Origin of the sequence: Solwaraspora sp. WMMA2059 (assembly GCF_027497315.1) — a bacterium.
Taxonomy (GTDB): domain Bacteria; phylum Actinomycetota; class Actinomycetes; order Mycobacteriales; family Micromonosporaceae; genus Micromonospora_E.
The window spans coordinates 2,121,291-2,138,646 of the sequence record NZ_CP114908.1 but is presented as its reverse complement, the minus strand read 5'-3'; the positions used below and the strand labels follow the sequence as shown (position 1 = coordinate 2,138,646).

The window sequence follows — 17,356 nt, the reverse complement described above, 5'->3', positions numbered from 1 at the left end:
CACGGTGATCGATCTGGCGTCCGGGTCAGGGACGGCAGAGGATCTCGCCGTGCAGGATGGCGAACCAGCCGTCGGGCGCGTCGGCCCAGCGGAGCCAGCCGGCGGAGAGGCGCTGCAGGTCGGCGGGGGTGGCGGTGCCGGCGGCGAGGATCTGCCGGGCCATCTCGGAGGCGACGATGCGCTCCGACCACATGGTCCCCCACCAGCGGCGGTCCTCGTCGGTGGCGTAGCACCAGGCGGAGGCGCCGGGCGTGACGTCACCGAACCCGGCGGCCCGCGCCCAGGAGAGCAGGCGGCGACCGGCGTCCGGTTCGCCGCCGTTGGCGCGGGCGGTCGCCTGGTAGAGCGCGAGCCATTCGTCGAGCTCGGGTACGGCGGGGTGCCAGGCGAAACGGTCGTAGTCACTGTCGCGGGCCGCGACCACTCCCCCGGGCCGGCAGACGCGGCGCATCTCGGCGAGCGCGCGGACCGGGTCGCCGACGTGCTGGAGGACCTGGTGGGCGTGGACCACGTCGAACGCGTCGTCGGGGAAGGGCAGATCGTGTACGTCGGCCGTGGTGAAGTCGACAGTCGTGACGCCCCGGGCCTGCGCCTCGGCGCGGGACAGGGCGAGCGCTTCGTCGGTGACCTCGGTGGCGGTGACCCGGCCGGGAGCGACGAGCGCGGCGAGGTCCATGGTGATGGTGCCGGGACCGGCGCCGATGTCGAGCAACGCCTGGCCGGGCCGCAGGTGCGGCAGCAGGTACGCGGCCGAGTTCTCGGCGGTACGCCAGCGGTGGGAGCGCAGCACCGACTCGTGATGACCGTGCGTGTATACAGCTGACATGCTCCGACGATAGACCGGCTGTCTCGCAATTCGGGAGCAGCTTCCCACATTATGGCCACCGCGGGATCACGACGGTACGCGGCTCAGCTGACCCGGGGCGGCCGGTTCTCCTGAATCCACCGCTCGACATCGGCGCGAAGCCAAACCTCACCCTGTTTGAGCTTCGCAACCGGCAGCGGGAAGGTTCGAGACCTGGTGATGGTGTACGTGCGTTGACGGGACAGCGGGCCGCCTGGCTGGCCCAGCATCTCGGCTATCTCAGCGCTGCCGACCAGGTCGATGTCCACACTCTCGCAAGTTAGGCTGCAGGCAACCGCACTTGACGGTTGCCCGTAATTGTTTCACCCTGTTGGGTATGACTGGCAGGGGTGACGGCCGACGGGCCGGGGCGTACAACGGGAGAGCCGCCCGGACGGCGGGCATCAACGCGCAGGCCGGCGGGACGGCCCTGCTGCGGCGGCAGGTGGGACGGTGCCTGGCGGCGTTGCGGTACGAGGCCGGGCTGTCCCAGGACGTCGCCGCCGACAAGCTGCGACGCGGCAACAGCACGCTCTGGCGAATCGAGGCCGGCGACCCGCGGGTGCGCTGGACCGAAGCGGACATGTCAGCGATGTGCCGGCTGTACCGGGCCGACGACGAGACCCGGGAACGGCTGCTCGCCCTCGCGGCGGAGATCGACCGCCCCAGCGGCGGGCGCTGGTGGCACGACGGGCTGGCCGGACTGCCGATCGACGCCGACCCGTACCCGGTGTTCGAACAGTCCGCGACGCTCATCCGCTGCTACGGCCAGGCGACGCTGCCGGACCTGCTGCAGACCCCGGGGTACGCCGAGGCGCTGCTGCGCTGCCCGGCCGGTCTGCGCAGCGACGACGACATCGCCGCCCGCCTCGACCAGCTGGCGGCGCGGCAGCGGCACCTGCTGACCCACCCGCATCCGCCGGCGGTGCAGGCGATCGTCGGCGAGGGGGCGCTGCGGCGTACCGTCGGCAACGACGCGACGGCGCGGGCGCAACTCGACCACCTGCGGGCGCTCGCGATCAGGCCGGGGATCTCGGTACGGGTCCTGCCGCTGTCCGGCGGCGCGCACGCCGGCATGACCAACCCGTTCACCCTGCTGCGCTTCGCCGCCGCCACGACGGTCCCCGGACGGCGGCCGGCCGGGTCGGGGCTGGTCCGGCTCGACACCCTGACCGGGACGATGCACCTCGACCAGCCGGCGCACGTCGTTGCGTACGAGCGGGTCTGGTCCGACCTGGCCGCCCGGGCGCAGCCGATACCCGACGGCAACGGGTCGGCAAAGTGACCGAAACCACAGCGGCGTCTACTCCGGGGTGACTCACCAACGGTGAGGCGCACCTAGGGTTCCGCCGCCGCCGGGCAGCCAGGCACGGGCAGCCGGGGACGGGACAGGTCCGAGAGGTGCAGGCGTCGGGCCGCCAGCGTGGCGGGCGGCGTTCCACGGCGGGACAAAAGCCCGGGAGGCAGCCGGATGTCTGGCTGTGCCTCAGCCAGGCCCTCATTCGGAGGTGCCCCGTGGGCTTGCACCACCATCATCACCACAATCACCAGCACCGCGACCAGCAGCCCAGCGACCAACCCGAGCTGCACGGCAACTACGGCCCGGAGGCAGCGTACGCGGTCGCCCGCGAGGCCGAACTGCCCACCACCAAGTGGGAAGAGGAGATCGCCCGGGGCCTGGAGTACGGCCTGCCCGGTGCCGATTCGATCGTCGACAAGCGGATCCCGACGTTCTCCCGTGGCGAGCTGCCGCACTTCGCCGGGATCAACACCTTCCTGAAGGCACCGTACGTCGAGGACGTGCGCCGCTGCGGCGAGTACGACGTGGCGGTGCTCGGCGCGCCGTTCGACGGTGGCACGACGTACCGCTCGGGAACCCGGTTCGGGCCGCAGGGTATCCGCAAGATCTCCGCGCTGTACGGGCCGTACTCGTTCGAACTCGGCGTCGACCTGCGCGAGTCGATCACGATCGCCGACCTCGGTGACGTCTTCACCATCCCGGCGAACATCGAGAAGACCTTCGACCAGATCTCCAAGGCGGTCAGCCACGTCTACTCCTCCGGGGCCTTCCCGGTGGTGCTCGGCGGGGACCACTCGATCGGCTACCCGACGGTGCGCGGGGTCGCCGAACACCTCGACGGCAACCTGGGCATCATCCACTTCGACCGGCACGTCGACACCCAGGAGACCGACCTCGACGAGCGGATGCACACCACCCCGTGGTTCCACGCCACCGACATCCCGAACGTGCCGCCGAAGAACCTGGTGCAGATCGGCATCGGCGGCTGGCAGGCGCCCCGCCCCGGGGTCAAGGTCGGCCGGGAACGCGGCACCACGATCATGACGGTCACCGACTGCGTCGAGATGGGCATCGAGGCCGCCGCCGAGAAGGCCCTCGAAGTCGCCTGGGACGGCGCCGAGGCGGTCTGGCTGTCGTTCGACGTGGACTGCCTGGACGCCGCGTTCGTGCCCGGCACCGGCTGGCCCGAACCGGGCGGCTTCCTGCCCCGCGAAGTCCTCAAGTTCATCCAGCTGATCGCCGAACGGCCGTTGGCGGGCATCGAGGTGGTGGAGTGCTCGCCGCCGTACGACAACGCCGAGATCACCTCGCTGATCGCCACCCGGGTCATCTGCGACACCCTCGGCTGTCTGGTCCGCGCCGGGCACCTGCCGCGCCATCGAGCCACTGAGCGCTGAGCCGACGCGGCGCCGATCCCCCGTAGTTTCCCTTCCGCAGGAGGACATAGAGATGCGACGTACCCCCAAATTTTCCCGCCGTTCCACCACCCGGAGGCTGATCGCCGCCGCCTGCGCGACGACGCTGCTGGTGAGCGCCGCCGGCTGCGGCGGTGATGACGGTTCCGCCGACGACGGCGACGGCTCGACCACCGTACGGCTGGGGTTCAGCGCCTGGCCGGGCTGGTTCCCCTGGCAGGTCGCCGAGGAACAGGGTCTGTTCGAGGAGAACGGGGTCGACGTCGAGTTGACCTACTTCGACAGTTACACCGACAGCCTGACCGCGCTGGCCACCGGCAACCTGGACGCCAACAGCCAGACCCTCAACGACACGCTGTCGTCGGTCAGCGGCGGCGCGGCGCAGACCGTGGTGCTGGTCAACGACAACTCGACCGGCAACGACCAGATCATCGCCGCGCCGGGGATCGACTCGGTGGCCGACCTGGCCGGTAAGCGGATCGCGATCGAGGAGGGTACGGTCGACCACTACCTGCTGTTGTTGGCGTTGGCCGAGGCCGGGCTGAGCGCCGACGACGTCGAGATCAGTCCGTTGCTGACCGACGCGGCCGCCGCCGCGTTCCTGGCCGGGCAGGTCGACGCGGTCGGGGCGTTCGCCCCGTTCACCACGACCGCGCTGGGCCGCGAGGGCAGCACCGCGATCGTCACATCGGCGGACTTCCCCGGGGCGATCCCGGACCATCTGGTGTTCGACTCGGAGTTCGTGGCCGACCATCCGGAGCAGGTCCAGGCGGTGGTGGACACCTGGTTCGACACCCTGGACTGGATCGCCGACAACCCGGACGAGGCGGTCGAGATCATGGCGGCGCAGGCCGGGGTCAGCGTCGAGGACTACCGCACGTACGACGCCGGGACGACGATCTTCGACCTGGCCGACAACCAGGCGGCGTTCGAGCCGGGCGACACCCCGGCCAACCTGGACTTCCAGGCCCGCTCGATCGCCGAGTTCCTGGTGGAGACCGGTCTGGTCGACGAGGCACCGCCGCTGGACGGGCTGCTCGACGGACAGTTCGTGGGGGCGGTGTCGCCGTGACCGTCGCCCCGGCCCAGGCGACCGCGAACGGCGGCCCGGACGACACCCACGGGACCGCGACCAGCGATGCGGACGCGGACCGGGCGTCGTGGGGGCCGCTGCCGCGGCGGCGTCCGGCCCGCCCGGTGCCGGCGCTGCTGGCCATCCGTACGCCGATCCCGGCGGCCGGCCGGTGGACGTTGACGGTCGCCTCGATCGTGGTGCCGCTGGCCGCCTGGCAGATCGGCAGCGTGCTGGTCGACGGGCGGCCGGACTTCCTGCCGTCGCCGCTGGAGTCGGTGGCGGCCGGGGTGGAGATGGCCCGGACAGGTCAACTGTGGACCGACACCGCCGCGACCGTCGGCCGGGTGTTGCGCGGTTTCGGCCTGGCGGTGGCGGTGTCGGTGCCGCTCGGCCTGCTGATGGGCAGCTTCCAGGCCGGCCGGGCGGCGTTGGAACCGATGATCGGCCTGCTGCGCTACCTGCCGGCCAGCGCGTTCATCCCGTTGCTGATCATCTGGTTGGGGTTGGGTGAGCCGTCCAAGGTGGCGTTGATCTTCATCGCGACGGTCTTCTTCAACACGCTGATGACCGCCAACGTTGTTCGGACCGTGCCGGCCGGGCTGATCGACGTGTCGTACACCCTCGGTGCCCGACGGTTCGAGGTGCTGCGCAAGGTGATCGTGCCGCATTCGCTGCCCGGCATGATCGACTCTATCCGGGTGAACGCGGCGGCCGCCTGGAACTTCGTAGTGGTCGCCGAGCTGATCAACGCCCAGTCCGGGCTGGGCTACCGGATCGTCCGGTCGCAGCGGTTCAACCAGCTCGACAACATCTTCGCCGTACTGATCGTGATCGCCCTGATCGGGGTGGCGATCGATCTGGCGTTGCGGACCACCCGCGACCGGGTCGGGAGGTGGGCGGTATGACCGCGACCGAAGCCGCCGGCACAGACGCGGGCGCGGTGCCGGCCGCCGACGCACCGCTGGTGCGGCTCGACGGCGTCGGCAAGGACTTCCGGACCGCCGGGGGCGGGTCGCTGCGCGCGCTCGACGGCGTGGATCTGGCGGTACGCCGAGGCGAGTTCGTCTGCCTGGTCGGCGCATCCGGGTCGGGCAAGTCCACCCTGCTGTCGCTGATCGCCGGGCTGTCCACGCCGAGCCGGGGCACCGTGCTGCTCGACGGTGCGCCGGTCACCGGGCCGGGTCCGGACCGGGGGCTGGTGCTGCAGAGCGGTGCCGTGTATCCGTGGCGGACGGTGGAACGCAACGTCGCGTTCGGGCTGGAGCTGCTGCCGGTCAGTCGGGCCGAACGGGCCCGGCGGGTCGCCTGGTACCTGGCCGAGACCGGGTTGACCGGGCTGCGGCACGCGCTGCCGAAGCAGCTCTCCGGCGGGCAGCGTCAGCGGGTGGCGATCGCCCGGGCGCTGGCCTGCGAACCGCGAGTGCTGCTGCTCGACGAGCCGTTCGGTGCCCTCGATGTGCAGACCAAGGAGGACATGCAGTTGTTGGTCCGCCGGGTGTGGGCCGACACCGGCACCACGGTGGTGATGGTGACCCACGACGTCGAGGAGGCGGTCTTCCTCGGCCAACGGGTGGTGGTGCTGGCCAGCGACCCGGGCCGGGTCGCCGCCGACCTGCCGGTGCAGCTGCCGCCGGACCGCGACGGCGTGCCCCGGGACCTGGCCGTGAAACGGCTGCCGGAGTTCCTGACGCTGCGGGCCGAGGTGGAGGACCGGGTCCGCGCCTACCACCAGCGGCACGCCGCCACCGGGTCCGGCGGCTGACGGTGACCGCCGACTGACGTCGGCCGGGTTCGACGGCTCGGGCTCAGGCAGGGCCGATCAGGTCCCACCGGTTGCCGGCGATGTCGACGAAGACCACCACCCGGCCGTACGGTTCGGTGCGCGGCGCGGTTACGAACCGCACATCGTGGTCCACCATCCGCTGGTACGCGGCCTCGAAGTCGTCCACCCGGAGGAAGAAGCCGACCCGACCGGCCGTCTGGTTGCCAACCGCCGCCCGCTGGGCGTCGCCGTCGGCGCGGGCCAGCAGGATGCCGGTCTCGGCACCGGGCGGCCGCACCACCACCCACCGCTTGGGGCGACCGTCGTTGGTCGGCGACGGGGAGTCCTCGACCAGATCGAAGCCGAGGACGGTGGTGAAGAAGTCGATGGCCGGGTCGTAGTCGTCGACGACGATGGCGGTGAGCGAAATGTGCACGCCCGCAGCGTAGGACTTCAGCCGGTCGGTTCGCGGCGGCGGGCACCGGGGCCGGGGCGGGGAAGTACGTCGCGGGTGTCGGCGACGTCGTGGCCGGCGGCGCAGCGCATCGTGACGCCGACCTCGGCCCCGCAGTCGCGGTGCGCGACGGCGAGCGGGGAGCCGTCCGGGTCGACGCAGTACCGGTCGCCCCACTGCAGCAGGGCGACCAGCACCGGCCACAGGTCGAGGCCCTTACCGGTGAGCCGGTACTCGTAGCGTTGCCGCTCCCCCGGTTCCTGGTACGGGTGCCGGCGCAGCAGGCCCTGGTCGACCAGCATGGTGAGCCGGTTGGTCAGCACCTGGCGGGGCACGCCGGTGCGCTCGCGCATCTGGTCGAACCGGCGTACGCCGTTGAAGACCTCGCGGAGCACGACGACGGTCCACCGCTCGCCGATGATCTCCATGGTGCGGGCGATGGTGCAGTTGTCGATGGACCAGTCGAGCGCGGTAGGTCTCACCCCGACCAGGCTAGGTCTTGTTGACAGACCTAGCAACCGACTGCCAGGCTGCGTCCATGACACAGACTCAGCAGCCGGCGCCGGACGCGGCGCAGCGCAGCCGCACCTTCTCGTGGACCGACCCCGCCACGGTGCGGTTGGCGGCGTTGAACGGCCTCGACGGGCTGGGCCAACTGCAGGCGATGGCCTCCGGTGAGATTCCCGCCCCGCCGGTGATGGTGATGCTGGGCCTCGAAGGCTTGGAGCCCGAGCACGGCCGGGTGGTCACCGTGCTGACCCCGCAGGAGTTCCACTACAACGCCCTGGGCACGGTGCACGGTGGCATCATCTCGACGTTGCTGGACACCGCGGCCGGCTGCGCGGTGCACTCGGTGCTGCCGGCCGGGACGAGCTACACCTCGATCGACCTGAACGTGAAGTTCCTGCGCCCGGTGACGCTCGCCTCGGGCACGCTGCGCTGCGAGGGCACCGTGGTGCAGCGCGGTCGGCGCACCGCGTACGCCGAGGCGAAGCTGACCGACGCCGCCGGCCGGCTGACCGCCCACGCCACCTCGTCCTGCCTGCTGTTCGAGCTGCCACCGACCAGCTGACGACAGGTCCGGCCGACCGGTGCCGGCCGGGTCACACCGACAGCAGTTGGCGGACCGACTCGTCGCGCAGGTCCGCCTTGTCGCCGGCCCGGACCACCTCGCCGGCGTCGAGGATGACGAACCGGTCGGCCAGCCGCAGCGCCAGTTCGAGGTACTGCTCGACCAGTAGGATCGCCAGCCCGGCCTCGGTGTGCAGCCGTTCGATCGCCTCCTCGATCTCGATGATGATCGACGGCTGGATGCCTTCGGTCGGTTCGTCGAGCAGCAGCATCTTCGGCCGGGTGACCAGGGCACGGGCGATCGCCAACTGCTGCTGCTGGCCACCGGAGAGGAACCCGGCCCGGCGGCGCAGCAGCCCGCGCAGCGCCGGGAACAGGTCCAGCGCCTCGTCGACCGCGACCTTGTCGGTCCGGGCCGCCTCGACCGCCACCTGCAGGTTCTCGGCGACGGTCAGCTGTGGGAACGTCTCGTGGCCCTGCGGGACGTAGCCGAGCCCGAGCCGCACCCGTTCGTGGGTACGCAGCCTGGTGATGTCGCGGCCGTCGAAGGTCACCCGGCCGGACCGCACCGGCAGCACCCCGGTGATCGCCTTCAGCAGGGTGGTCTTGCCGACCCCGTTGCGGCCCATCACGCAGACCAGCGACCCGGCCGGGGCCTGCAGGTCGACCCCGAACAGCACCTGGGCCCGGCCGTACGCGACGTCGAGCGACTCGACGGTCAACATGGCACTCACGACGACGCCTCCTCAGCGGCTGACGGTCCGGCAGCGGTCGACGGGACGGAAACAGCCGACGGTACGGCGGGTTCGGCACCCTCCTCACCGGAGCGCCCCAGGTAGACCTGCTGCACGCGCGGGTCGGCCTGCACCTGAGCAACGGTGCCCTCGCAGAGCAGTCGGCCCTCGTGCAGCACGGTGACGGTGCTGGCGAACCGGCGCAGGAACTCCATGTCGTGTTCGATCACCATCACCGTGTGGTCCTTGGCGACCTCGCGCAGCAGCTCACCGGTGCGGTCCCGCTCGCTGCGGCTCATCCCGGCCACCGGCTCGTCGAGCAGCAGCAGACTGGGCTGCTGCACGATCAGCATGCCGATCTCGAGCCACTGCCGCTGCCCGTGGGAGAGCACCCCGGCCGGCCGGTACGCCAGGTCGGCAAGACCGGTGGTGTCCAGCGCCCGGGATACCTGGTCGGAGACACCGCGCCGGCGGCGCAGCAGGCCGACCATCCGCCGGCGGAAGCTGGCCGCCAGGTCGAGGTTCTCCAGCACGGTGAGTTGCTCGAACACCACCGACGTCTGGAAGGTCCGGCCGATGCCGAGCCGGACGATCCGGTGCTCACGGCGGCCGACCAGCTCCTGGCCGTTGAACCGCACCGAGCCGGACGCCGGCCGGGTCCGGCCGGTGACCACGTCGATCAGGGTGGTCTTGCCGGCACCGTTGGGGCCGATCAGGAAGCGCAGCTCCCCCGGCTCGACGGTCAGGTCGAGGCCGCTGATCGCCCGGAAGCCGTCGAAGACGACGTCGAGGCCGCGTACCTCCAGCTTGCCGCTCATGGTTTCGCACCCCCGACCCGGTGCCGCACCGCCGCCCAGCCGTCGGCGAGCAGCCCGGCGAGGCCGCGCGGCGCCCACATCATCACCGCGATGAACAGGCCGCCGAGCAGGTAGAGCCAGCCGGACGGCCACTGTTCGCTGAGCACCGTACTGCCGTAGTTGAACAGGATCGCCCCGCCGACCGCACCGACCAGCGAGAACCGCCCGCCGATGGCGACCGCGACCAGCATCTCGATGGACGGTACGACGCCGAGGTCGGCCGGGCCGAGGATGCCGACCACCGGCACGAACAGCGCGCCGGCGATCCCGGCCATGGCCGCCGACAGCGCGTACACGATGGTCTTCACCACGGCCGGGTCGTAGCCGAGGAAGCGGACCCGGTCCTCACCGTCGCGGATGGCGACCAGCAGCTTGCCGAACCGGCTGTGGGTGAGCTGCCAGGCGGCGAGGAAGACCAGGGCGAGCGCGCCGACCGCGACGTAGTAGACGATCCGTTTCTGCGTCGGGTCGTACAGGTCGAGGCCGAAGAAGAACTGCACGTTGGTCAGGCCGTTGGTGCCGCCGGTGAGGCCCTGCTGGCCGACCAGCAGGATCACGAACGCGGCGGCCAGGGCCTGGGACAGTACGGCGAAGTAGGCACCGCGCACCCGTTGGCGAAACACCAGGGTGCCCAGGATCAGCGCCACCACGGTGGGCAGCACGACCACCATGACCAGGGCGAACGCCGGGCTGCGGAACGGCCCCCAGATGGCCGGTAGGGTCTCCACCCCGCTCCACACCATGAAGTCGGGCAGGTTGCCCTCGCCGGCGTCGGCGAGTTTGAGGTGCATGCCCATCGCGTAGCCGCCGAGGCCGAAGAACACGCCCTGGCCGAGGGTCAGCATGCCGCCGCGCCCCCAGGCCAGGTAGATGCCGACCGCGACGATCGCGTAGCAGAGGTACTTGGCGAGCAGGTCGAGCCGGAACGGGCTGAGCACCAGCGGTGCCACCAGCAGCAGCACTCCGACGGCGACGAAACCGACCGGTCCGGGCCAGCGGGTGGCCGGCCGGGCCCCGTTGGCGGGGGTGGTCGTCCGGGCGGCGTTCATGTCAGCGCCCGGGAACGGAGGACGAACATGCCCTGCGGACGGAACTGGAGGAAGGCCACGATCACTGCGAAGACCACCACCTTGGCCAGGCTCGCATCGGTCCAGAATTCGACGAAGCTGTTGATCGCGCCGAGGGCGACCGCCGCGATCACCGCCCCGCGCAGCTGTCCGAGTCCCCCGGCGACGACGACGAGGAACGCGTCCACGATGTAGTAGGTGCCCAGCGACGGCCCGACCGGGCCGATCAGGGTCAGCGCCACCCCGGCGACACCGGCCAGGCCGGAGCCGATGAAGAAGGTGAGCTGGTCGACCCGCTGGGTGGCCACCCCGGTCACCGCGGCCAGCTCGCGGTTCTGCATCACCGCCCGCATCCGCCGGCCGTACGACAGTTTGCTGAGGTAGAGCGAGATCGCCACCACGCAGCCGACCGCGAGTGCCATGATGAAGATCCGGTTGTACGGCAGCTGTACGCCGGCCACGTCAAGCCCGCCGGTGAGCCAGCCGGGTGCGGTGACCTGCACGTTGGGCGCGCCGAAGATGTCCCGGGCCAGTTGCTGCAGGATCAGGCTGACGCCGAAGGTGAGCAGCAGGGTGTCCAGCGGCCGGCCGTAGAACCGCCGGATCACCAGGCGTTCCAGGATCAGACCCATGGTGCCGGCGATGAGGAACGCGACCGGCAGGGCGGCCGGGACGGCCTGCGCCCCGACCAGCCCCTGCATCATGTACGCGGTGTAGGCGCCCGCCAGGATGAACTCCCCGTGGGCCATGTTGATGACGCCCATCTGTCCGAAGGTGAACGTCAGTCCCAGCGCGATCAGGAGCAGCACCGCTCCGATGCTCGCGCCGATGACCAGTTGGTTGAGTACCGCCATGGCGGGCACCTCCCTCCGCTTGTTACTAGCCTGTTACGACAGGCCTTCGGCCCAGTCGTAGCCGGTCAGGTACGGGTCCGGCTTGATCGGTTCGCCGGAGTTCCACACCTCCTGGATCTGGCCGTCGGGCTGCACCACGCCGATCCGGGCCGTCTTGTAGACGTGCTGGTTGTCGCCGTCGATGGTGACCGTGCCCTCCGGTGCCTCGATGCTGATCCCGCCGGCGGCCTCCTTGACCGCCTCGACGTCGGTGCTGCCGGCCGCTTCGACCGCCGCCGCCCACAGGTAGACCGCGTTGTAGCCGGCCTCCATCGGGTCGGAGGTGACCTTCTCCGCCCCGTACTCGGCCTTGAAGGCCTCGACGAAGGCGGTGTTCCGCTCGCCTTCGGTGGTCTGGTAGTAGTTCCAGGCCACCAGGTGGCCGGCGACGTTGTCCGGGCCGATGCCGACGACCTCCTCCTCGGCGACGCTGACCGACACGGTCGGCATCGTCTCGGCGGTGACTCCGACGCTGGTCAACTGCTTGAAGAAGGCGACGTTGCTGTCGCCGTTGAGGGTGTTGAACACCGCGTCGGGCTGGGCCTGCTGCAGCTTGTTGACCACGGTGCTGTACTCGGTGTGGCCCAGCGGCGTGTACTCCTCGCCGACGATCTGCATGCCGTTGGCCTCGGCGTACGCGGTGATGATCTTGTTAGCGGTACGCGGGAAGACGTAGTCGCTGCCGACCAGGAAGACCGTCTTGTGCCCCTGCTCGGCGAGGTAGTCCAGGGCCGGGACGATCTGCTGGTTGGTGGTGGCACCGGTGTAGAAGATGTACTCCGAGCTCTCCAGCCCTTCGTACTGCACCGGGTACCACAACAGCGCCTTGTTGCGCTCGAAGACCGGCAGCATCGCCTTGCGGCTGGCCGACGTCCAGCCACCGAAGACGGTGGCGACCTTGTCCTGGGATATGAGCTTCTGCGCCTTCTCGGCGAAGGTGGGCCAGTCCGAGGCACCGTCCTCGACGACGGGTTCGATCTGCTTGCCCAGCACGCCACCGGCGGCGTTGATCTCCTCGATCGCGAGCAACTCTGCGTCGCGTACGGTGACCTCACTGATCGCCATGGTGCCGCTCAGCGAGTGCAGGATACCGACCTTGATGGTGTCGGAGTCACCGCCGCCACCGGCCGAGGACGTGGGGTCCTCCGCACAGGCGGTCGCGGCAACCAATGTCGACAGTATACAGAGTGCGGCGAGGCCGCCCCGGAAGCGTCGTGGCATCCAACTCCCCTTCAGCCGAAGTCGTGGTGCCACGAAACGTAGGTACGCCGGGTTTCACGAATCTCGACCCATCGATTTCCAACGCGTTAAGCCCGTCTCACAACGAACCTGAACGGCTGTGCGGTCGCTAGATCGGACGGACACGGTGGACGGACCACATACGACGAAGGTCCCGTGGCCGACCAGCCACGGGACCCGCACTCATCGTTCCTGAAGCGCCGCGACGGCACTTACCGGCCGCGGGCGCGCCGCTCCTCCCGCCGGGCCTCGAACCGGGACGCGGCGGTGTCCAGTTGAGTCATCTGCGCGGCGATCTGGTCACGGGCCGACTCGCCGTCGGCGTCCAGCCCGGTGACATTCCAGATGTCCCACTGGCGCAGCACCGGCGCGAGCACCTCGTCGCGGTGCTGACGCAGGTCGTAGATGCCGGCCATGGCGATCGCCACCGACTTGCGGGCGAAGCCCTCGATGCCCACGCCCGGCATCTGGAAGTCGGCGACCACGTCGGCCACCGCCCGCATCGCCTGACTCGGCGCCAGCTCGAACGCCGCGCCGAGCAGGTTTCGGTAGAACATCATGTGCAGGTTCTCGTCAGCGGCGACCCGGGCCAGCAACCGCTCGCAGAGCGGGTCACCGGTGGCCCGACCGGTGTTGCGGTGCGAGATCCGGGTAGCCAGCTCCTGGAACGACACGTACGCCAGCGAGTGCAGCACCTCGTCGTCGTGCTGGTTGGCGTACCCGTTGGACATGTGCACCATCCGGGCCCGCTCCAGCGCGACCGGATCGACCGCCCGGGTGACGGTCAGGTAGTCCCGGATGGCGGTGCCGTGCCGGCCCTCCTCGGCGGTCCACCGGTGCACCCAGGTGCCCCAGGCACCGTCGCGACCGAACAGGGTGGCGATCTCGCGGTGGTACGAGGGCAGGTTGTCCTCGGTGAGCAGGTTGACGATCAGCGCGGTACGGGCGACGTCCGGGATCTGCGAGTCCTCCGGCGACCACGGTTCGCCGCCGAGCAGGCCGTCGAAGGTCCGCCCGTCGCTCCACGGCACGTACTCGTGCGGGAACCACTCCTTGGCCAGGCCGAGGTGCCGGTCAAGGTTCTCGGCGACCACCGGTTCGAGCTCGACGAGCAGCGCGGTCTGGGACATCGGGGTGGTGGCGGCGACGGTCAACGACGTTCTCCCTACCGGGGTAACCTACGACAGCGTAACTTACGCAACCGTAGGTTATGTCGGGCCGCACCGCCACTTTCCCGGATGATCTTTGCGGCAATCGCCGCCGTATGTCCGCTATGTCGACCAGGCAAGTCGCCATCGGCCGCGTCACTGTCAGCCGGTCACCGTCGGCTGGAGGTCCGCCGACGGCGGTGACCAGGCGTCCGCGGCCGCCGGCACCTGATCCCCCGAGCGGATGTCCTTGACACTGTCCGACTCACCGTCGACCCCGAGGAACCAGACGTACGGGATGTCGCGGCGCTGCGCGTACCGGATCTGCTTGCCGAACTTGGCAGCCGACGGTGACACCTCGGTGGCGATCCCCCGCCGACGCAGCGCGTCGGCCACCCGGTTGCCAGCCGGCCGGCCAGACTCGGCCGGCAACGCCACCAGCACGCAGGTCGGCACCGGCCGGGAGATCGCCAACGCGTCGGCGCCGAACAGCAGCCCCAGCAGCCGGGACACCCCGATCGAGATCCCGACGCCCGGGAAGCGGTCCGCGCCGGCCGAGGCGAGATCGTCGTAGCGGCCACCCGAGCAGATCGAGCCGAACCGCTCGTACCCCTGTAGCTGGGTCTCGTAGACCGTACCGGTGTAGTAGTCCAGACCCCGGGCGATCCGCAGGTCTGCCACGCACAGGCCGGGCGAGTGCGCGGCGGCCGTCTCCAGCACCGCCACAAGCTCGGTGAGCCCTTCGTCGAGCAGCGGGTGCTCAACGCCGAGACCACGCACCGCGTCGGCGACCGAGGCGTCCGGCGCCGAGATCTCCGCCAGCGACAGGCAGGCCTTGGCCTGGCTGTCGCTGGCACCGGCCGTCTCGGCCAGCAGCTCGGCCACCCGCTGCGGGCCGACCTTGTCCAGCTTGTCGATCGCCCGCAGCGCCGCATCCGGATCGGTCAACCCGATCCCCCGGTAGAAGCCTTCGCAGACCTTGCGGTTGTTGACCTGGATCCGCACCGGCGGGATCGGCAGACTCGCCAGCGCGTCCCCGATGACCAGCGGCAGCTCCGCCTCGTGGTGCGGGGCCAGCTCGTCGCGGTCAACGATGTCGATGTCGGCCTGCAGGAACTCCCGGTAGCGGCCCTCCTGCGGCCGCTCCCCCCGCCACACCTTCTGGATCTGGTAGCGGCGGAACGGGAACTGCAGCTTGCCGGCGTTCTCCAGCACGTAGCGGGCGAACGGCACGGTCAGATCGAAGTGCAGCCCGAGGGCGTCGTCACCGACCTCGGCACCCGGCTCGGCCTGCAACCGGCGCAGCAGGTAGACCTCCTTGGAGGTCTCCCCCTTGCGCAGCAGCTGGTCCAGCGGCTCCACCGCGCGGGTCTCCAGCGGGGCGAAGCCGTACAGCTCGAAGGTGTGCCGCAGCCGGTCGATGACGTACTGCTCGATCATCCGCTGCGGGGGCGACCACTCCGGGAAGCCGGAGATCGGCCTGGGCTTGCTCATCGGTACATCCTCGTCGTCACAGTCCGGTACGGCGGGCCGGCACGGCGTTGCCGCTGCCGGCGGCCTCGTGCAGATAGGGGTTGCTCACACGCTCCCGGCCGATGGTGGTGGCCGGACCGTGGCCGGGCAGCACCACGGTGTCGTCGGCCAACGGCAGCACCTTGTCCCGCAGGCTGGTCATCATCGTCGCCATGCTGCCACCGGGCAGGTCGGTGCGGCCGATCGAACCGGCGAACAGCACGTCGCCGGAGAGACAGACCTGCTCGGCCTCCCAGGGCGAGTCTGCGCCGGGCAGCCGGAACAGCACCGAACCGCCGGTGTGGCCAGGGGCATGGTCGACGCTGATCTCCAACCCGGCCAGCGTCAGCGTGGCGCCGTCGGTCAGCTCGGCGACGTCGTCCGGTTCGCTGTACGGCAGCCGGCCGCCGAACATCGCCGCCAGGTCCGTCGACAGGCCTTTCGCCGGGTCGGCCAGCATCTCCCGGTCACCCGGATGCACGTACGCGGTGATGCCACGCGTGCCGCAGACCGGCGCGACCGAGAAGGTGTGGTCGAGATGGCCGTGGGTGAGCAGCACCGCCGCCGGATGCAGCCGGTGCTCGGCCAGCACCTGGTCCAGGTCGTCGAGCACCCCGATGCCGGGGTCGACGACGACGCACTGCTCGCCCGGCCCGGCGGCCACCACGTAGCAGTTGGTGCCGAACGCCTGCGCCGGGAAGCCGGTGATGAGCACGCCTCTCCTCTCCGTCGGCCGGCCCGCGCGGGCCGCCGGAATCGTCTCCGGGTCGAGCCTAGCCGCCGCGACACGCGGGGCCGCCGTGGCACACCTGCCGGCCCCACCCAGTCCGCGACGGCAGCGATGATCTCCAATTGGATACAGAGCGGACCTCGTACAACAATTTCCCAGCCGATACCCGTACACTCTTGCGGGCGTGTGGCGTGGCGCACCGCAAAGGCGCCCGGGTCCGGCACGCCCTCCGCAGGACACGTACCGACCCGCCGCACGGCGCAGGGATGATCAGGAAAGGGGAGCGCGGGTGGCCTCCAGTAGGGACCGGCAGCGCAAGTTGGCGCGGGCGAAGCTTGACCGGCAGATGGCCCGGCGTGCCGCCGCGGCCCGGCGCAAGCGGCGGATCCGCGCCGGCGTGGGCGCCGGCCTCGCGCTGCTGCTCATCGCCGGCGGCTCGGCCTGGGCGCTCGGCGCCTTCGACGGCGAGCCGGAGACCCCGGAGGCTGCGGGCATCTGCACCTGGACCCCGCAGGACCCGGCCGCCAACAGCAACCTCACCGACGTCGGCATGCCGGAAACCACCGACCCGCCGAACCAGGGGGTCCAGCCGATGACGATCACCACCAACCAGGGCGAGCCGATCACCGTCGAGCTCGACCTCGCCGCCGCGCCATGCGCCGCCGCCAACTTCGCCCACCTGGCCAGCCGCAACTTCTTCGACGACACGACCTGCCACGAGATCACCGACGAGGGCGCGATCCTGTGCGGCGACCCGAGCGGCACCGGACAGGGCGGGCCGACGTACTCGTACTTCAGCGAGAACGTGCCGGTCTCGCCGCAGCTGGACCCGTCGGCCGACCCGACGGAGGCGCTGGCCGACCATCCGCCGCTCTACCCGGCCGGCACGGTCGCTGCGGTCGGCGTGCCGCAGGGCACCAACGGGAGCCAGTTCAAGATCTTCTTCGAGGACTACACCACCGAGTTCCCCTCGTACCCGATCATCGGGAAGGTGACCTCGGGGATGGACACGGTCGAGGCGATCGGCGCTCTCGCACTGGTGAACAACGCCGCCGGCGCACCGGTGAAGCCGGAGACCGACGTGGTCATCCAGAGCCTGACCGTCGGCGAGCCGATCGGGGCCGACGAGACCGAGGCGACCCCGTCGACCGACCCGAGTGCCTCGGCACCGGCCACCACCGACCCGTCGGCCACCGAGCCGGACGCGGAGGGCACCGACGGCACCGCCGGCCAGTCCTGACCTGACCCAGACAAC

At 70.6% G+C, this 17,356-nt stretch carries 19 protein-coding genes; 7 read left to right on the top strand and 12 right to left on the bottom strand.

All coding sequences use genetic code 11. The features are described 5' to 3' along the window. Positions 1-25 precede the first annotated feature (25 nt). Both O7553_RS09830 and O7553_RS09825 read right to left on the bottom strand, forming a co-directional pair. Entirely contained in the window at positions 26-826 is an 801-nt protein-coding gene (locus tag O7553_RS09830) for a class I SAM-dependent methyltransferase (RefSeq protein WP_281554504.1), read from the bottom strand. Between the two features lie 83 nt (positions 827-909). Next, positions 910-1,113, bottom strand: a complete 204-nt coding sequence (locus O7553_RS09825; protein WP_348650086.1) for a hypothetical protein — start codon at positions 1,111-1,113, stop codon at positions 910-912. A 68-nt stretch (positions 1,114-1,181) separates the two neighbouring features. Here O7553_RS09825 and O7553_RS09820 point away from each other — a divergent pair, with 68 nt between their 5' ends. From O7553_RS09820 to O7553_RS09800, 5 genes are all read left to right on the top strand, one after another. Next, positions 1,182-2,129 carry a helix-turn-helix transcriptional regulator gene (locus O7553_RS09820; RefSeq protein WP_281554503.1) on the top strand — a complete coding sequence of 316 codons (948 nt, stop codon included), beginning with the start codon at positions 1,182-1,184 and terminating at the stop codon, positions 2,127-2,129. A 230-nt stretch (positions 2,130-2,359) separates the two neighbouring features. Further along, entirely contained in the window at positions 2,360-3,541 is a 1,182-nt protein-coding gene (locus tag O7553_RS09815) for an agmatinase family protein (protein WP_281554502.1), read from the top strand. A gap of 52 nt (positions 3,542-3,593) precedes the next feature. Then, a complete protein-coding gene (locus O7553_RS09810; RefSeq protein WP_281554501.1) occupies positions 3,594-4,631 on the top strand; it encodes an ABC transporter substrate-binding protein in 1,038 nt (345 codons plus the stop codon). Next, the gene (locus tag O7553_RS09805; RefSeq protein ID WP_281554500.1) at positions 4,628-5,539 is read left to right on the top strand and encodes an ABC transporter permease; all 912 of its coding nucleotides are present in this window, start codon (positions 4,628-4,630) and stop codon (positions 5,537-5,539) included. Before O7553_RS09810 ends, O7553_RS09805 begins: the two co-directional genes overlap by 4 nt. Further along, a complete protein-coding gene (locus tag O7553_RS09800) occupies positions 5,536-6,396 on the top strand; it encodes an ABC transporter ATP-binding protein (protein WP_281554499.1) in 861 nt (286 codons plus the stop codon). The genes O7553_RS09805 and O7553_RS09800 overlap by 4 nt, the downstream gene beginning before the upstream one ends. 43 nt (positions 6,397-6,439) lie before the next feature. Here the strand turns inward: O7553_RS09800 and O7553_RS09795 are convergent, their stop codons facing one another. Together O7553_RS09795 and O7553_RS09790 are read right to left on the bottom strand one after the other, a co-directional pair. After that, the gene (locus O7553_RS09795) at positions 6,440-6,832 is read right to left on the bottom strand and encodes a VOC family protein (RefSeq protein WP_281554498.1); all 393 of its coding nucleotides are present in this window, start codon (positions 6,830-6,832) and stop codon (positions 6,440-6,442) included. Between the two features lie 17 nt (positions 6,833-6,849). Further along, complete coding sequence (locus tag O7553_RS09790) at positions 6,850-7,332, bottom strand: helix-turn-helix domain-containing protein (RefSeq protein ID WP_281554497.1); 483 nt, start codon at positions 7,330-7,332, stop codon at positions 6,850-6,852. 56 nt (positions 7,333-7,388) lie between these two features. Here O7553_RS09790 and O7553_RS09785 point away from each other — a divergent pair, with 56 nt between their 5' ends. Beyond that, positions 7,389-7,922: a PaaI family thioesterase gene (locus tag O7553_RS09785; RefSeq protein ID WP_281554496.1), complete on the top strand. Its 534-nt coding sequence runs from the start codon at positions 7,389-7,391 to the stop codon at positions 7,920-7,922. 31 nt (positions 7,923-7,953) lie between these two features. Here O7553_RS09785 and urtE read toward each other — a convergent pair whose 3' ends face one another. The 8 genes from urtE to O7553_RS09745 form a co-directional block, all read right to left on the bottom strand. Then, positions 7,954-8,646 (bottom strand): urea ABC transporter ATP-binding subunit UrtE, encoded by a 693-nt coding sequence (gene urtE, locus O7553_RS09780; RefSeq protein ID WP_281555550.1) that lies wholly within the window; start codon positions 8,644-8,646, stop codon positions 7,954-7,956. Positions 8,647-8,651: 5 nt separating this feature from the next. After that, the gene (gene urtD / locus O7553_RS09775) at positions 8,652-9,473 is read right to left on the bottom strand and encodes an urea ABC transporter ATP-binding protein UrtD (RefSeq protein ID WP_281554495.1); all 822 of its coding nucleotides are present in this window, start codon (positions 9,471-9,473) and stop codon (positions 8,652-8,654) included. Then, positions 9,470-10,561, bottom strand: a complete 1,092-nt coding sequence (gene urtC, locus O7553_RS09770) for an urea ABC transporter permease subunit UrtC (RefSeq protein ID WP_281554494.1) — start codon at positions 10,559-10,561, stop codon at positions 9,470-9,472. Before urtC ends, urtD begins: the two co-directional genes overlap by 4 nt. After that, positions 10,558-11,433 (bottom strand): urea ABC transporter permease subunit UrtB, encoded by an 876-nt coding sequence (gene urtB / locus O7553_RS09765; RefSeq protein WP_281554493.1) that lies wholly within the window; start codon positions 11,431-11,433, stop codon positions 10,558-10,560. The genes urtC and urtB overlap by 4 nt, the downstream gene beginning before the upstream one ends. 33 nt (positions 11,434-11,466) lie before the next feature. Further along, on the bottom strand, positions 11,467-12,642 hold the full coding sequence (urtA, locus tag O7553_RS09760) for an urea ABC transporter substrate-binding protein (RefSeq protein ID WP_281554492.1): 1,176 nt from the start codon (positions 12,640-12,642) through the stop codon (positions 11,467-11,469). Between the two features lie 281 nt (positions 12,643-12,923). Continuing rightward, positions 12,924-13,841 carry an acyl-ACP desaturase gene (locus tag O7553_RS09755; RefSeq protein ID WP_281555549.1) on the bottom strand — a complete coding sequence of 306 codons (918 nt, stop codon included), beginning with the start codon at positions 13,839-13,841 and terminating at the stop codon, positions 12,924-12,926. A 180-nt stretch (positions 13,842-14,021) separates the two neighbouring features. Beyond that, entirely contained in the window at positions 14,022-15,353 is a 1,332-nt protein-coding gene (hisS, locus tag O7553_RS09750) for a histidine--tRNA ligase (RefSeq protein ID WP_281554491.1), read from the bottom strand. 16 nt (positions 15,354-15,369) lie between these two features. Beyond that, entirely contained in the window at positions 15,370-16,086 is a 717-nt protein-coding gene (locus tag O7553_RS09745) for an MBL fold metallo-hydrolase (RefSeq protein WP_281554490.1), read from the bottom strand. 304 nt (positions 16,087-16,390) lie between these two features. On the opposite strand from O7553_RS09745, the gene O7553_RS09740 reads away from it, so the two are divergent. Further along, entirely contained in the window at positions 16,391-17,341 is a 951-nt protein-coding gene (locus O7553_RS09740) for a peptidylprolyl isomerase (protein WP_281554489.1), read from the top strand. Positions 17,342-17,356: the final 15 nt, after the last annotated feature.

Excerpts from the sequence above, each read along its gene's own strand:
- O7553_RS09830 (WP_281554504.1), bottom strand. The coding sequence starts at position 826 with ATGTCAGCTGTATACACGCACGGTCATCACGAGTCGGTGCTGCGCTCC.
- O7553_RS09820 (WP_281554503.1), top strand. The coding sequence starts at position 1,182 with ATGACTGGCAGGGGTGACGGCCGACGGGCCGGGGCGTACAACGGGAGA.
- O7553_RS09810 (WP_281554501.1), top strand. The coding sequence starts at position 3,594 with ATGCGACGTACCCCCAAATTTTCCCGCCGTTCCACCACCCGGAGGCTG.
- O7553_RS09800 (WP_281554499.1), top strand. The coding sequence starts at position 5,536 with ATGACCGCGACCGAAGCCGCCGGCACAGACGCGGGCGCGGTGCCGGCC.
- O7553_RS09785 (WP_281554496.1), top strand. The coding sequence starts at position 7,389 with ATGACACAGACTCAGCAGCCGGCGCCGGACGCGGCGCAGCGCAGCCGC.
- urtE (WP_281555550.1), bottom strand. The coding sequence starts at position 8,646 with ATGTTGACCGTCGAGTCGCTCGACGTCGCGTACGGCCGGGCCCAGGTG.
- urtD (WP_281554495.1), bottom strand. The coding sequence starts at position 9,473 with ATGAGCGGCAAGCTGGAGGTACGCGGCCTCGACGTCGTCTTCGACGGC.
- urtC (WP_281554494.1), bottom strand. The coding sequence starts at position 10,561 with ATGAACGCCGCCCGGACGACCACCCCCGCCAACGGGGCCCGGCCGGCC.
- urtB (WP_281554493.1), bottom strand. The coding sequence starts at position 11,433 with ATGGCGGTACTCAACCAACTGGTCATCGGCGCGAGCATCGGAGCGGTG.
- O7553_RS09755 (WP_281555549.1), bottom strand. The coding sequence starts at position 13,841 with ATGTCCCAGACCGCGCTGCTCGTCGAGCTCGAACCGGTGGTCGCCGAG.
- hisS (WP_281554491.1), bottom strand. The coding sequence starts at position 15,353 with ATGAGCAAGCCCAGGCCGATCTCCGGCTTCCCGGAGTGGTCGCCCCCG.